At 56.9% G+C, this 15,067-nt stretch carries 15 protein-coding genes and 1 pseudogene; 8 read left to right on the plus strand and 8 right to left on the minus strand.

All coding sequences use genetic code 11. The annotated features are described in order from the left end of the window. Positions 1–84: 84 nt before the first annotated feature. The 3 genes from ABV589_RS00920 to ABV589_RS00930 are packed head-to-tail and all read left to right on the plus strand — an operon-like array spanning position 85 to position 3,313. Positions 85–1,374 (plus strand): FAD-binding oxidoreductase, encoded by a 1,290-nt coding sequence (locus ABV589_RS00920; protein WP_367084499.1) that lies wholly within the window; start codon positions 85–87, stop codon positions 1,372–1,374. 13 nt (positions 1,375–1,387) lie between these two features. Continuing rightward, positions 1,388–1,945, plus strand: a complete 558-nt coding sequence (locus ABV589_RS00925) for a cupin domain-containing protein (protein WP_258679765.1) — start codon at positions 1,388–1,390, stop codon at positions 1,943–1,945. A gap of 21 nt (positions 1,946–1,966) precedes the next feature. Continuing rightward, positions 1,967–3,313 (plus strand): glutamine synthetase family protein, encoded by a 1,347-nt coding sequence (locus tag ABV589_RS00930; RefSeq protein ID WP_367084500.1) that lies wholly within the window; start codon positions 1,967–1,969, stop codon positions 3,311–3,313. 84 nt (positions 3,314–3,397) lie between these two features. On the opposite strand, the gene ABV589_RS00935 is transcribed toward ABV589_RS00930, so the two are convergent. Then, positions 3,398–4,234 carry a PhzF family phenazine biosynthesis protein gene (locus ABV589_RS00935; protein ID WP_007967043.1) on the minus strand — a complete coding sequence of 279 codons (837 nt, stop codon included), beginning with the start codon at positions 4,232–4,234 and terminating at the stop codon, positions 3,398–3,400. Positions 4,235–4,441: 207 nt separating this feature from the next. On the opposite strand from ABV589_RS00935, the gene ABV589_RS00940 reads away from it, so the two are divergent. The 3 genes from ABV589_RS00940 to ABV589_RS00950 all read left to right on the plus strand — a co-directional run bounded on the left by ABV589_RS00940 (position 4,442) and on the right by ABV589_RS00950 (position 7,164). Beyond that, entirely contained in the window at positions 4,442–5,266 is an 825-nt protein-coding gene (locus ABV589_RS00940; protein ID WP_367084501.1) for an AraC family transcriptional regulator, read from the plus strand. A gap of 72 nt (positions 5,267–5,338) precedes the next feature. Beyond that, the gene (locus ABV589_RS00945) at positions 5,339–5,725 is read left to right on the plus strand and encodes a cupin domain-containing protein (RefSeq protein ID WP_007967046.1); all 387 of its coding nucleotides are present in this window, start codon (positions 5,339–5,341) and stop codon (positions 5,723–5,725) included. A gap of 455 nt (positions 5,726–6,180) precedes the next feature. Next, positions 6,181–7,164, plus strand: coding sequence for an LLM class oxidoreductase (locus ABV589_RS00950; RefSeq protein WP_367084502.1), 984 nt, complete (start codon positions 6,181–6,183; stop codon positions 7,162–7,164). Positions 7,165–7,253: 89 nt separating this feature from the next. Here the strand turns inward: ABV589_RS00950 and ABV589_RS00955 are convergent, their stop codons facing one another. The 5 genes and pseudogenes from ABV589_RS00955 to ABV589_RS00975 form a co-directional block, all read right to left on the minus strand. Continuing rightward, complete coding sequence (locus ABV589_RS00955; RefSeq protein WP_025569629.1) at positions 7,254–7,556, minus strand: putative quinol monooxygenase; 303 nt, start codon at positions 7,554–7,556, stop codon at positions 7,254–7,256. Positions 7,557–7,782: 226 nt separating this feature from the next. Continuing rightward, a complete protein-coding gene (locus ABV589_RS00960; protein WP_367084503.1) occupies positions 7,783–8,883 on the minus strand; it encodes a low temperature requirement protein A in 1,101 nt (366 codons plus the stop codon). A gap of 98 nt (positions 8,884–8,981) precedes the next feature. Then, positions 8,982–9,521, minus strand: coding sequence for a thioredoxin domain-containing protein (locus tag ABV589_RS00965; protein ID WP_367084504.1), 540 nt, complete (start codon positions 9,519–9,521; stop codon positions 8,982–8,984). Positions 9,522–9,532: 11 nt separating this feature from the next. Further along, positions 9,533–10,075 carry a redoxin domain-containing protein gene (locus tag ABV589_RS00970; protein ID WP_367084505.1) on the minus strand — a complete coding sequence of 181 codons (543 nt, stop codon included), beginning with the start codon at positions 10,073–10,075 and terminating at the stop codon, positions 9,533–9,535. Positions 10,076–10,111: 36 nt separating this feature from the next. Further along, a pseudogene (locus ABV589_RS00975) lies at positions 10,112–10,401 on the minus strand (TolC family protein); the annotation flags it as partial. 637 nt (positions 10,402–11,038) lie between these two features. Here ABV589_RS00975 and ABV589_RS00980 point away from each other — a divergent pair. Continuing rightward, a complete protein-coding gene (locus ABV589_RS00980) occupies positions 11,039–11,575 on the plus strand; it encodes an AAA family ATPase (protein WP_367084506.1) in 537 nt (178 codons plus the stop codon). Here ABV589_RS00980 and ABV589_RS00985 read toward each other — a convergent pair. After that, entirely contained in the window at positions 11,552–12,466 is a 915-nt protein-coding gene (locus tag ABV589_RS00985; protein ID WP_367084507.1) for a LysR family transcriptional regulator, read from the minus strand. The two genes, ABV589_RS00980 and ABV589_RS00985, sit on opposite strands and share 24 nt — an antisense overlap. Before the next feature lie 179 nt (positions 12,467–12,645). Here ABV589_RS00985 and ABV589_RS00990 point away from each other — a divergent pair, with 179 nt between their 5' ends. Next, on the plus strand, positions 12,646–13,293 hold the full coding sequence (locus ABV589_RS00990; RefSeq protein WP_097089831.1) for a hydrolase: 648 nt from the start codon (positions 12,646–12,648) through the stop codon (positions 13,291–13,293). Between the two features lie 189 nt (positions 13,294–13,482). Here ABV589_RS00990 and ABV589_RS00995 read toward each other — a convergent pair whose 3' ends face one another. Continuing rightward, a complete protein-coding gene (locus ABV589_RS00995) occupies positions 13,483–14,793 on the minus strand; it encodes a glycosyltransferase family 39 protein (protein WP_367086238.1) in 1,311 nt (436 codons plus the stop codon). Between the last annotated feature and the right edge of the window lie 274 nt (positions 14,794–15,067).

A 15,067-nucleotide genomic window follows, 5' to 3' on the forward strand; every position in this document is an offset into this window, starting at 1 on the left:
GTGAAACAGTTGTCGGTTGCCGATGTGAAATTTGTTCTGTAGATTTTCATGAAATTACAAGAACAGAATTTCACGAGGCGGCAAATGTTTCAGCACTCCCAGCGCCATGTCGACAGCTATTACGCGCACAGTTGCGCCGATATCCTGAGTCACCGACCTGCACTCGAAGGCGCGCAGGCCTGCGATGTGGTGATCATCGGCGCGGGGTTCAGCGGTTTGCACACAGCGTTACGACTGGCGCTGGCCGGCAAGCGCGTCACCGTACTGGAAGCCAGTCGCGTGGCATGGGCCGCCTCGGGGCGTAATGGCGGGCAGGCGATTCTGGGCTGGTCGTGCGACATGCCGCCGCTGGAAGCAGCGCTCGGCCATGAGCGCGCCCGGCGTCTATGGGACGGCATGCGTTGGGCCGCGCGGGAGCTGCGTGAATTGCCCGGGCGGCATGGTTTCGATTGCGACTATCGCCCCGGCCATTTGTGGACGTCGGTGATGCCGCGTCGGGTCAGCCTGCTGACTGAATGGCAACACGAAGCCAGTCACAAGTGGGGCCATGACGGTCTGCAGTTCATTCCCCGCGAAGACCTGCCGCAATGGGTCGCCAGCGATCGTTATCAGGCCGGCCTCTACGACGCCGAAGGCGCACACCTCAATCCGCTGAAACTCGCGCTCGGGCTGGCCGCCGCCATCGAACGCGCCGGCGGACATATCTACGAACAAAGCAAAGCGCTGAGCTATCAGCGCGAAGGCGACGGTTACCGGGTCAACACCGAGTACGGTTCGGTGAAGGCCGACGTGCTGGTGCTGGCCTGCAATGCCTATCTCGATGAACTCGATCCGCAACTCTCCAGCTGCATCCTGCCGGTTGGCACCTATCAAGTCGCCACCGCACCGCTGACGCCGGAGCAAGCCACTGCGCTGCTGCCGAGCAACGTCTGTGTGACCGACAACCAGTTCGTCCTCGATTACTTCCGTCGCACGCCGGACAACCGCTTGCTGTTCGGGGGCGGCTGCACCTATCTGGGCGGTATGCCCAAGGACATTGCGGCGGCGACCCGGCCGTTTCTCGAACGGGTGTTTCCGCAACTCAAGGGCGTCGAGGTGGAATTCGCTTGGGGCGGGCATATCGATCTGACCATGAACCGAACGCCGGATGTCGGCGGCGAGGGCAATCGTTATTGGCTGCAAGGCTACTCGGGCCACGGCGTGCTGCCGACGCTGGCCGCCGCCCGTGCGGTGTCCGATGCAATTCTCGGCGAGGCGGATGAATTGGCGTTGTATCAGGGCCTGAGCAATGGCCGTTTCCCCGGCGGCAAGCACTTCGCAGCACCGCTGGAGGCTATCGGCAAGGCCTGGTATCGGCTGCGCGACAGCATTTGATGAGATTTTGACCATGAACAAGCAAGAAGAAATCGCCGCGCTGGCGATCCTGATCCACGACCTGCGCAAGCACAAGAAATACACCCTCAAGGATCTGGCCGACAAGATCGGCCGTTCGGTGGGTTTTCTCTCGCAAGTCGAACGTGGGCTGTCGCGCCCGACGGTGGCCGATCTCACCGCGATCAGCGAAACCCTCGGTGTGCCGACCACCTATTTCTACAGCCTGCCCAAAGCCAAGCAAGTGCCGTGGGTCACCCGTCCGGACGAACGCCGCACGCTGTATTACGCCAACGGCATCACCGACATTCTGGTGTCGCCGCAGATGCGTGCCTCGTTCTCGATGCTCGAAAGTCATCTGGAGCCGGGCGCGAGCAGTGGCGACCGGCACATGAGCGACAGCTCGGAGCAGGGCGGCTACGTCCTTGAAGGCGAACTGACCTTGTGGCTGGGCAACGACGACGAGCCGGTGACCTTAAAGGCCGGTGACAGCTTTCAATTCGACAGTCACACCCATTGCCGCTACGGCAACCTCACCGGGCAGCTCACCCGCGTGCTGTGGGTCTACACCTGACAACAACAAAGGAAATCCAAGATGGACGCTGTCTGCTCTGACCTGCTCGCCGAAGTGCGCGCGTTTCGCCAACGCTACCCCGAGGTGCGTTATGTCGACCTGATTTCTCTGGACATTCCGGGGCACTTCTACGGTAAGCGCTATCCGGTCGACATGCTCGAAAAAGTCGCGGCGGGCGGTGCGCTGAAACTGCCGCAGAACTGCGTGCTGCTGGGCGTGCAGGGCGGGTTGTTCAAGATCGGCGATTACTGTTTCAACGACGGCGACCCGGACGCCGTGCGCCGCCTCGTTCCGGGCACACTCAAGCCGGTGACTTGGGAAGCGCAGCCGCTGGGGCAGATGCTGATTACCTCCGACGGCACCGCCAAACCGATCGAATTCGAACCCCGTGAAGTGTTGGCGCAAGTGTTGAATCGACTGGCGGGCAAAGGCATTCACCCGGTCGTGGCGTTCGAGCTTGAGTTCTATCTGTTCGACAAGAAGCTGCGCGACGGCCTGCCGCAATTTCCCCGCGACGAACTGACCGACGATGCCGATGATCAGCCGAACATGCACATCGAACGCCTGTCGCGCTTCGCCCCGGTGCTCGATGAAATGGTGGAAGCAGCGCGGGCTCAGGGCATCGACGCCACGGTGATCACCGCCGAGCTGGGGCCTGGGCAATTCGAGATCAATTTCGGCCATCTGGACGACGGCCTGCGCGCGGCCGATTGGGCGGCGCTGTTCTGTCGCAGCACCCGTGGCGTTGCGCTCAAGCACGGCTACCGCGCCAGTTTCATGGCCAAGCCCTACGTGCAACATCCGGGCAGCGGCATGCACGTGCATGTCAGCCTGTATGACGCCGCCGGCAACAATCTTCTGGCGGCCAATCACCAGCAAGCGCTGCGCCATGCAGTGGCCGGCTGCCTGGATCTGCTGCCGCACAGCATGCCAATCTTCGCCCCGAACCAGAACGCCATGCGCCGCCTGAGCGGCACGGTGAACACCGCGACCAAGGCGAGCTGGGGTTACGAGGATCGCGACGCCTGCCTGCGCATCCCCGAATCGGACACGAAAAACCTGCGCATCGAATACCGGCTGGCCGGCGCCGACGCCAACCCGTATCTGGTGCTGGCGGCAATTCTGGTGGGTCTGGAACATGGTCTGGCATCAGGCAAGGAGCCGATCTCGCCACTCAACGACGATCGCAACAGCGGTATCGATTTTCCGACGGAAATCCTCGACGCGGTGCGCGCTCTGCAGCACCAGCCGCAACTGCGTGCGGGACTGGGTGCCGAGTTCGTCGACGTGTATTGCGAGAACAAGCGTCAGGATCACCTGGCATTCATGCAGGAGATCAGTGCGCGGGAGTATCGCTGGTATTTGTGATCACTGGTTCAGCGCCACACTTGAGTCAGGTGCGGGGGCCGCGATGACCGGATGGAATTCAGTACCGGTGAATTCCATGGTTCATCAAAAGACCACCCGCCCCGAAACACAGTGCTGTACTGCTCCGCCAACCCATACGGTACCGTCGACGTTTTCGATGTGCAGTCGCCCGCGGCGCCCGATGGCGCTGCCCTGGCTCACGCTGTAGCGGTCGTTCAGGATGCCCGCGCCGATCAGCCACTGAGCCAGGCTCGCATTGAGGCTGCCAGTGACCGAGTCCTCGTTGCATTCTTCGCCCATGAAGGCTCTGACTTCCACGTCGGTTTCGGCCTGCGGCCCATTCCATGGCGCAATAACCCCGACATTCAACCCCTGCAGCGCCGCGTAATCGGGTTTGATCGCCAGCACTTCTTCGCGACTCCCCAGCAACACGCCCGCCCAGCCGGGGCCGTTGTCTACCCACTGGCTGGCCCGGATCTGCCCGGCGGCGAGTCCGAGCCCTTGTTCGATCAGGTTTGACGTCATCGCATCCAGCGGCCCGCTGCGCACCAGCGGCGGCGCGCAAAACGCCAGGTGAGGGCCTTGCCTGCGTACCCGAATCAAGCCTGCCGGGCATTCCTGAATAATCTCGACTTGCCCGGGATTTCCATTTCGGGCCAGCCATACCTTGCAGCTGCCCAGGGTAGGGTGGCCAGCAAAGGGCAGCTCGCGCAGCGGAGTAAAAATCCGTACGCGGTACTGCGCTTGCGGCGTTTGGGGTTTCAACAGAAAAGTGGTCTCACTGAGTTGCGTCCACCGGGCAAACGCCTGCATCTGCTCGGTTGTCAGCTCATCGGCATCCGCCACGACGGCCAGCGCGTTGCCTTCGCAAGAGTGATCAGCGAATACATCGACTTGTTCGAACGGCAAAGAGAGCGGCATTAAGTATCCTTCACAGGTAGAGGCGGTGCACATCTGCACTCGGCGGCCAAGGCTAGTCGTTGCACGGTAATAATTAAAGAATGCGTGGGTTCTGAGGATGTCCGCCGCAGGTGGGTTTCGGCCAGAAGCAGACATCCAAATCCTGCACTTGTATATTCCCGACAGGGTCTTCACCAGCACCGTGCAGAAGCGGGAGGCGACAAATTCATGGATCAGAAAAAAGGCCAACCTGGCGGCGCCGACTGGATCATCCGCAGTGTTCAATCCGAAGGGATCGAGTGTATTGAAGCGTGGTTCGGCAGCCACGGCTACGATCCCCATCGACACGACACCTACTCGATCGGCCGTACTTTAGCGGGCGTCCAGAGCTTTCACTATGCAGGCTCGCTGCGCCATGGCGTTCCCGGCAACACACTGGTGCTTCACCCCGATGAACTCCACGATGGTATGGCCGGCACCGATGCAGGCTTTCGTTATCGTATGGCCTACGTTGATCCGGCATTAATCCAGAACATCCTGGGGGGAGAACCGTTGCCCTTTATCGCGGGGGGAATTTCCAGTGATCCGCGTCTGTTCCATGCCAGTGCGGCGTTCGTACAAGCAGTGGATCATCCACTGGAAACACTGGAGCAGCAGGACGCGCTCTATGACTTGGCAATGGCATTGCGTGCCGTCGGTGGTAAGCCGCGCGGGCGCAAGCGCCTGGATTACCGCGCAGCCGAGCGCGCCAGAGCGTTTATCCTGGAACATCTGCATTCATCCATTACGCTGGAGATGCTGGAGCATGCCAGTGGACGCGAATGCTGGAGCCTGTCACGCGACTTCAGAACACTTTACGGTACCAGCCCTTACCGATTTGTCACCCTGCGCCGCCTGGATCGGTTCCGCGCATTGGTGCTTGAAGGGTTCACCCTGGTGGATGCGGCCCTCGTCGCGGGTTTCCACGATCAAAGTCATATGACGCGACACTTCACCCGTTGCTACGGAATACCGCCCATGCGCTGGCTGGAGCGATTGCGAGCTGCACGCTGACTTGCAGGATCGTACAAGAACCCTCTGCTCAATGCTCTATAGGCTGGCAACTTCAACCACAGAGGATTTGTCATGTCAGAGCTGCATCAGCAACACTCATCGTTTCCTGTAAACCTGGCTCATAAGGCTTCGCTCATCGAACAGCACTGGAGCCCCAGAGTTGTTGCGGAAATGAATGACTACCAGTTCAAGGTTGTGCGAATCGAAGGCGAATTCATCTGGCACTCACATCCCGAGACCGACGAAGCATTTCTTGTCCTGGAGGGCACCTTGCGCATCGACCTGCCGGAAGGCTGCGTCTATGTGAATCCGGGTGAACTGTATGTGGTGCCCCGTGGCGTTAAACATCGCACGGCTGCCAAAGGTGAAGTAAAACTGATGATGATCGAGCCACGAGGGATTTTGAACACCGGGCATGAAGAGGGCGAAAGAACAGCGTTGAACGACGTCTGGATATAAACCAGCGCCATCCCGGGCAAGGTCTGCGTCGAGTTGAAAATAGTGGGCTTTGGTTGGCTGCTATCGGCCAATAGCGGCCGTTCTGGAATGGCAGGAAACGACCGATAACTGCCTTCGATACGCGACTTTCGCCCGCCAGCGGCTCGATTGTAAGAATATGGCGGAGAGCTGCAAAACCGCCTACGCTTATAGAATGATTCCTCGAACGCCTTGCCCATCTGGTGGTATAGAGCCGAGAGATCTGACTTCCTTTGACCGTCCGCTTAACACCCACCCGGACCAACCCGCGCCTATCGCCAGCAACTGCCCCCTGAGTCCGGTCCACACGACCAGCAGTACGGCGCAACGGGTAAAAGCCAGACCCAGTCCCCCCACCTGCCGTTCAAAAGCGACCGATGCCGCAGCACCTCTGGAAACCGGGGCGCTGTTCACGTTCTGCCATGAGGTCAATCCGTATGTATCGGCCGAGCACGATTCCTTACCAGCAGCATCGAGGGTTCAGCCGAACCTTCACTCAGGGGCATTTGAGCCTTGGATTATTCTTTCCCATGGAGGCGTTCGACGGGGACACTCCGAGCATGCTCAACCAGGTCACACTGGCTAAACAAGCCGAGGCGCTGGGCTTCTGCGCGCTCTGGTTTCGCGACGTGCCGCTTCGCGACCCTGGCTTCGGCGATGTCGGCCAAGTCTTCGACCCCTGGGTTTACCTGGGTTATATGGCCGCCCATACCTCGGAGATTGCACTTGGCACCGCTTCCATTGCCATCCCTTTGCACCATCCCCTGCACACGGCCAAGGCGTCAGCCAGCGTCGATCAGTTGAGCACAGGTCGCTTGATTCTGGGGGTGGCTTCGGGAGATCGGCCGGTGGAGTTTTCGGCTTTTGGTGTCGATCCCGAAAGGCGTGGAGAAATCTTTCGAGAACACTACGAAGTGATTCGGCAAGCCCACAGCACCAGTTTTGAGCCCATCCACTGGAGCACTGGCGAAATGCACGGCGCAGACCTGATTCCGAAACCCACCACCCAATTCATTCCAATGCTGGTGACCGGCAACAGTCGCCAGTCACTGGATTGGATCGCGCGTGAGAGCAACGGATGGATCAACTATCCACGCATACCGAATATGCAGCGGCTGGTCGTGGAAGATTGGCGGCTGGAGGTCACCAGGCAATGTGGCTCTGTGTACAAGCCCTTTACTCAGTCGCTGTACATCGATCTCGATGAGAATCCGTCCACGCCACCCACACGTATCCATTTGGGGTTCAAACTTGGACGTTACCATCTACGTTTTTTGCTGGAGTCGCTTGAGGAAATCGGCGTGGACCACGTCATTCTCAATCTCAAATATGGCAAGCGCCCTGCGGCGGAGGTTATTGAGGAATTGGGTACGCACATCGTTGCGCAGTTCGGAGTGCAGCCGCGTCCGGCAGCGCATTGAACATCGGTCACTGCTACGCCGACGGATGCTCACTTGACGAAACCATCGTGAGCCTCCCCGAACTGAATGGAACTTCCTGTTGGATTTGCTTAACCGGGCAGCTTGGCCGCAAGGACGTCAACCTTCTCGATTGATGGCGGTTCGGCAAACAGCTCGGCAGCGTTTGCCATAAGCGCCGCCGCGACCTTGCCCGAAAGATGAGCCTGCCGGCCCGCTTCATCCGGGAATGCGTCAAAGATGCCAAAGGTAGACGGCCCCAAGCGGATTCCAAACCAGGCTGTAGTGGCTGGCTCCTCCTCCACTAAAGGAAGGCCGCTCAAGAGAAAGCGCTCCACCTCTTTCTCTTTCCCAGGTTTTGCTTCCAGACGAACGAACAACGCTACTTTGACCATGACGTGGCTCCTGTTGTTACGATGCGGCTGGTGCTATCTGGTCGCAATAGCTAAAAGGGGCATCCGGCTATTAACTATGGTCGACGACACCAGGATTACAAACCCAAAGAGACCAAGGGTAGCGTCGCATGTCGCTCGGACACTGAGAATGACGTAGTAGGCAGCGCGCAAACCGCAGACCAGCCGCGTGATCACTTTTCCCGAGCTGTGGCCTGATAATCAAGACTCAACGATATCTGAAATTCAGGAGAACATAACAAATCATGGTGACTGTCAAGCCGACCAATATGTACTCGACACGTGGTAGAAATATAACTAACCCACCTAAAGAAAACACGATCAAGGTGTTTTGCAGTATGTATTTCCTTATTCGACTCACAGCTATGAAATAGCCATATTGCTTCCCCAGGAAAAACAAGACCATGCCGGTGATCGACATAATCTGGAAATCGCGCATCGCAATGTCGTTCAGGATCGCATGCCTGATCAAATTTGCCAGAAGTGCCAGCCCCATAAAAAGAAAAAGGTGCGAGTAGATTAAGGCGTGCCCACTCATACTGCTTTTATGTTTGTTCAATAAGTAAAAACTATCAAAATAGATCCACCAGATACTGCAAATCATGATGAATCCGGTGATGGCCGCCATCACATTGTAATAACCCCAATGAATGTTAGATAAGCCTCCGGAAAGGCTAATAATTGACTCCCCCAATAAGATTAGGGTGAGTAGGCCTATGCGCTCAACCAAGTGCTCTGTGTGTGCTGGCAACGGTTTTAATTTAGTCCAGAAAAATACAGGAAACAGAATATCAAGAACAATCCCAATATAAGCAACAAGGTAACGCAAGGGCGGGTCAAAAATAACGGATGAAAGGCTAATAACTGCGCTAACTAATAGGGCGAAGCCGAGCCTTGAGGAAAGCTCGCCGCGAGAATCGAGTTTACTAATGGACGAAATATACATGATGCTGATGATCGCACGTATACCAAAATAGCAGGCAATAATAAGCGGGTAGTTCACTTCCAGGTCTTCCCCGATCCGTGCCGATAGCACAATGAGCAGGAGCATTATGAATAATGTTGCCAAACGGTGAAGATTGCTGTCTGTATCAAACCTGTTGGAGTAAATCGTGTGACTGGACCAGATCCACCACAACGGTACAAAAAGCAGTAAGAATGTCCATAATTGCTTATGTTCAAAGTGCCCGTCATGAACATGTCCGAGCGTGTGCGTAACCTGGCCTATCGTAACAACGAAAGTCAGGTCAAAAAACAACTCCAACCATGTGGCGTGTCGATTTTCTTCATAATACTTCAAAGATTTCATTAGTTGCCGGCTCCGTGTCCACCTCTTTAATGTAAAAGGTAGCTAACGTTGGTTTTTTCTCGGCTCCGATGTGGGTGATGCCAAGCCGATTTGGCTCTCTAGCGATTTCGTCCACGCACTAACAAAAGCTCAATCATCTGACTCATCCCGATGAACTCTGGAACTCCGTCATAGCGAAGCCCGTCAATGTAAAACGCTGGGGTGCCATTCACGCCGCTGCGTACACCGCCATTGAAATCGGCTTGTATTTTGGGGATGTAAGTGTCCTCTTGCATTGCAAGATCGAATTCCTCCCTGGAAAGGCCGTGTTTGAGAACGATGGCGCGATACAGCGGCAGGCCCAATCGATCCTGATTTTCGTACAATTCGTCGTGGGCCTCCCAGAAGAATCCTCGACTCCCGGCATACTCAGCGGTGACCGCTGCACCCAATGCATGGGGGTGAGCGGTGGTCAGAGGGAAGTTACGGAACACGAACAGCAAATCATCGCGAAAATGCTGCTGCAGATTCTTGACCATCCAATACGCTTCACCGCAATAGGGACATTCATAGTCGCCAAATTCCACCAAGGTGACCTTGGCATGCACACTTCCCTGACGATGGTCGTTGGCACTTACCGGGACTTTGAGAGTGGCCATGTAATCACCTGTTAATTTTTGATTGGCGTGCCTTGTGGCGAATTCGCCAGAGCATCCAGCGCATCCAGAATGCCGTCCGCCCCAGGGTTGATTGCCATTGGTGAGACGTAGCTCCAGGCGACCACCCCCTCCTTGTCAATCACGAACAGTGCCCTCTTACAAACTCCGAGCTGGGACTCGTACACTCCATACTGTCGTGCCACCGCCCCTTTGGGCTCGAAATCGGCCAGCAGGCTGAAGTGAAAATTCCTATCTTTGGCAAAGGCCTGATGACACCAGGCGCTGTCAACCGAGATACCCAATAGCACCGCACCGTATTCTCTGAAGGTGGGTAACAACTGGTTGTACAAGGTCAGTTGGTCACCACACACCGAAGTCCAGTCAGCGGGATAAAACGCCAGTATCACGGGGTTCCCCTTTAACTCGCGCAGCGACAACTGTTGATCAGGGGTTGCGTGAAGAGTGAAGTCGGGCGCGACAGTGCCGGCCGGCAGCGGACCCTGAACCAGGTCGCCATTGGTTTTTTGTGCATCATCGAACTCTAAAGTATTCATTGCTTGAACCTTGATAGATGGGTGGTTGGGACGTGCTCAGTGGGATGCGACGTGCCCGGCGGGATAACTCCATCCACCATCAAGGGGTTCAAAAAAAGACAACGCTGCCTCGATCTCAGCCTGAGCCTGAGTGATTTCGGCAGCGAAACGTTCACGTTCCGCATCGAGGAACACAAGAAGATCCGCCGTGTAATCGCGGAATTGGATTAGGCCAGGTTGGCAGGGGAATGGTCAGATTCGCTCTGGCTCACCAATGACTATAGTCGTTGATGACGCTTGCCGTAGTCGCTGAACGAATTTTCGATACCCTCCAGTGCCAACAACACTCACGCACTTATCTTGCTGCCATTTCAGGCGGCGTTTTAACACGATGATTTTGGCAGTTATTTCGCCACTTCAGACAAATCTACATCTACTTTCTGGACGACAACTGCTGCCCATTACGACAAGCAGAAATCGACCAGAGGCAGACAATGAACCGCCTTCAGGTCGACAGAATGAAGGTTGATATGGGAATGCTCTGGGCAAACGAGTCGTTGTCATTAGTGTCGGCATCGTGGGCGCTTCGCTGGCGTATCACGTGGCTGATAAAGGCGCGAATATCACCTTGGTTGAGGCTGAAGGTAATCAAAGATGCGGCTCGTGCAGCGATGGTGCTGTACCTAACGAATAGTCGAGATCGGTCTTCGGGAAGCTGAGCGGTAGCCTATGCGAATATTGTCACTGACCGCTTTTGGCCGGAAGCAGTAGTTCCCGGATGTCCGCTACTGGCCGGTAGCGGTCGCCTGCCGACGTCCGCTTTTGGCCGAAAGCAGCCACTCAACGATGGCGGCACGTTGCCCGACCTGCAAAAAACAAAACAGCCCGCAAAAACTTACGTCGATGGCGCGGTTATCTATCAGTCTTTAACTGACCCTGCAAAAACCGCACAATTGCCGGCTTTTTTCTCGACAGGAAGTTCCCATGCAACGGATTGTAATTCTTGGCAATGCCGGCAGCGGTAAATCTACCCTTGCCCGCGCCTTGGGCAGGCGTCTCGATCTGCCCGTGGTGCATCTGGACACTTTGTTTTGGGAACCCGGCTGGATCGAGCCAGACGCCGAGCAGTTTCGCGCACGCGTCAGAGAAGCGATATCAGCAGATGTCTGGATCTGTGAGGGCAACTATGCCCGGCGCACATTCGACCTGCGCCTGCCTCGTGCCGATCTGGTCATTTGGCTCGATACGCCGCGGCTCACCTGCTTCACTCGGGTGATCTTGCGCAGCGTATTGAATCGACCTCGTGCAGACCTTGCTGCAGGTTGTACGGAGAAGCTTGATCGGGCGTTCCTGACCTTCCTGAACTTTGTATGGAATTTCGATCGTGGTTATCGCCCTGGTATCGAGGCCGTGCGTCAGGCCATTGGCCCGCAGGTCCCGACGGTGCACTTGCGATGCAAGCGCCAGATTGGCGCATTTCTGGATAGCTTGCCCGCATCACCTGAAGTCTGCCTGATGTGACAGCGGCTGCACCGCCAGGTGTGGCGTTTCGCCGAAGAACTCGATCAGCAGTTCAGTGAGCACACGAATTTTGCGCGCAGGATGCGGTCCCGGCGGACGGATGATGTAGGCACCGGCCGGAGGCGGAGGATGGTTTGTCATGATCGGCACCAGTGCGCCGGATGCCACGTGTTCATGGGTGAGGCAGTCAGGCAGGTAGGCGACACCGAGGCCTGCGGTCGCAGCGGCGACCAGGGCGATGCCGTTGTCGGCCTTGAAGCGGCCTTGCGGACGAACCGTGATGACTTTGTCGCCATCCATGAACTGCCAGGCTTCGGTGCCTTGCATGAGCGCCTGATGGGCAAGCAGTTCATCCGGTGTCTCGGGCGCGCCGTGCGCGTTGATGTAAGCGGGGCTCGCGACGAGCTTGCCGTAGACCGGGCCAATCCGTTTGGCGATCAGATTGGAGTCCTGCATATAGCCCACCCGGATGGCGCAATCGTAGCCCTCGGCAATGAGGTCAACGAAGCGATCGCTGTAACAGGTCTGGATGTGCAGCTGCGGGTGCCGACGCGCCATTTCTGCCAGCATCGGGGCGAAGTGACTCGGGCCGAACGACAGTGGCACGGCCACGCGTAAGCGGCCGCGGAGGGCGCCGGCGGGCAGGATCGTTTCCTTGGCGATGTCGATCTCGGTGCAAACCCTGGCGGCGTAGTCCCGGAACGTCGCACCGGCCTCGGTGAGCGCCGCTCCGCGCGTGGAGCGGGCCAGCAGTTGCACACCCAATTCGGTTTCAAGCCGAGCCAGGCGGCGGCTGACGATCGATTTCGACACGCCAAGCCGCAGGGCTGCCTGCGAAATGCCCCCGGCATCAGCCACTTCCACGAAGGTCTGCAGTTCTTCGATATCCACTCTTGCGTTCCTCTTTTCGCGACACAGCACGTCGCGCAATGCTACTACTGCGTCGAACATGGGAACAGCACAATGGATTTTCCGGGCATGGCGTCATTCGCACATGTTTCGGAACCCATCACCCGCACAGGCTTCGGCCTGATTCACAAACGTGCGTCACCCATGAAAAGGATTTACCAATGGCAAGCGAGACTCTCCGCAACCCCCATACCGATCAGCTACTGACCCCGGAAAACTCGGCGTTGATCATCATCGATTATCAACCTGTTCAGGTTTCTTCGATCCGCTCGATGCCGCGTGATGAACTCGTCTTCAACATAACCAGCGTCGCGAAGGCGGCGGTCAACTACAACCTTCCGATCATCCACTCGACAGTCAATGTCGCGACCGGCCGCAACAAGCCGCCGATCCAGGAGCTGCAACAGGTGCTCGGCCATCTGCCGACCTATGACCGCACATCGATCAACAGTTGGGAGGACACGCAATTTAAGCAGGCAGTCAAGGCGCTCGGGCGCAAGAAGCTCATCATGACTGCACTCTGGACCGAAGCGTGCCTGACATTCCCGGTGCTCGACGCGATCCAGGAAGGTTATGAGGTTTATGTGCCGGTCGATGCGGTCGGCGGTACATCGCTCGCCGCGCACGAGGCGGCGTTGCGCAGAATGGAACAGGCGGGCGCGAAGCTCATCAGCCGGGTGCAAATGTACTGCGAACTACAGCGCGACTGGGCGCGGGAAGTGACCGTGCCGGGCTTTCTGGGCGTATTCGAGAACTTCGACGGGTTCAACGCTGAAAAAGCGCTGGAAGAGGCGAACAACAAGGCCTGATTAGCGGGCAGTGGATGAAGGTGTCGCTCGCGAAAGCGAGCGACACCTTTATTTTTTTCCTGTTGCAAACGACTGCTTTTGTGCAGGCCCTGCCGCCGATTCAGTACCTTGGATGCATCATGACCCTGTCAGATACCAACATGTGGATACTGGACAGTCGTGTCGCTAACTCATGTGTAAGGAAGAGGCTCACCAAAACCAATACGGCAGAAACTTTGGCGTGGGTTCGATCATGAGTTCCAGGTGGTAGGTGATCGGGTTGAAGAAAAACATGTCCAGTATCAAGAAGGCTCCTACCCCATAGGAAAGTGTCATGAACTCACGATAGGGATGTTCGACGAAGTACTCCTGTTTAACACGGTAGAAGCTCAACAACGCAGACAGCCCCAGGCCTGCGCCGAGGTAGTTGGGTTGTAACGGGACATCGGCGAAGTTGTTGTAGACCAGCACCGCCACCAGCATCCCCAACCCCAGCAGGGGCAACTTCAGGCAGAAATTCATCAGGCCGTTTTTGGCGCGGACGAAGCTGGCTTCCTTGATGACGAAGAGGTAAGCGGCCAGCAGCGAAATCGCCGGGGTGATTGCCAGGATGTAGCGCGCTTTCTTCGAACTTGGAATTGTGAACAGCACCAGCAGCACCAACAGCCACCCGCTCAGATAGAGCAGCAGGTCGATGTCTTTATCGCGGGTCGAGCGGAAGAACTGTTGGTACTTCTTGAGAATTACATTAATGGCGTAAAACACCGTGATGCCGTAGGTAAACAGGCCTGCGGAAAAGTAGAAGTAATAGCGTGGCGCGTGGTCGGAACCGAAACGTCCGATGCCTTGCATGTTCAGCACGTCGTCGAGGAACGCTTGCCCCCCTTGCAAGTAGGCCGCCCATGCCAGCAGCGCAACCCCCAAAGCCAGAATCACGCCCGAGAGCAATGAAAACAGTAGCAACATGCGCCACTGCCGGCTCAGCAAGTAATAAGCGCCAATGACACTCGCCGGTCCGATCAAGCCAATAGGCCCACGAAACGCGAATCCCAGCGCCAGGCCGAGGTACAGAAACACCAGGCGCCGCGGGTCCTTTTTCATTTCCGCCGAATAGGCAAAGTAGAAGCACATCACCGTTAACAGCGCCGGATAGATATCCAGGGCCAGCGAGTTGACGCCGTCAAGAAAGGCCCAGGTCAGCAGGCTGAAAAGCACGCCATACGCACCCCATTTCTTGCTGTGCAGCGCCCCCAGCCGATAAATGAATACCAGCATCAGCGACGCGGCCACGCAGGACGGAATACCCATGGAAAGAATGGACACCCGGCCGAACGGCAAGGAAACCAGATAGACCAACAGGGTATTGAGGACCGTGTAGTCGGGATAAGGCTTGAGGTCGTCGGCAATCGGGAACAGCGTGACGCCGTGCTGCAACATGTACTCGGCAAAGTCGACAAAGCGTGTTGTGTAGTTGAGGACGGCGGGTTTGTACTGCAACGCCATGAACACGGCCAGTGTCATGAAAAAAATGCTCAGGCATGGGTTTCTCGCAATCAATCCCGTCAACATTCCAGCCCGCGAAGTGCGTTCTACAACAAGCGGGGCATCATATCGATCCATCGTTAACCCTTTAGTGAAGTTGTTCTTTTGACCGTAATCCTGACAGTCCGGTGACGCCTGCATTGAACTTGTGTGTGGCGCGAAATAGACGTTGAGCCTGGCCCGCGGCGAGGACTATTCAAGCATGACGGCCCTAAACACACCCTGAACAAAACCCATTGAAGTCAACACGAAC

It is taken from the genome of Pseudomonas sp. HOU2 (assembly GCF_040729435.1).
Taxonomy (GTDB): domain Bacteria; phylum Pseudomonadota; class Gammaproteobacteria; order Pseudomonadales; family Pseudomonadaceae; genus Aquipseudomonas.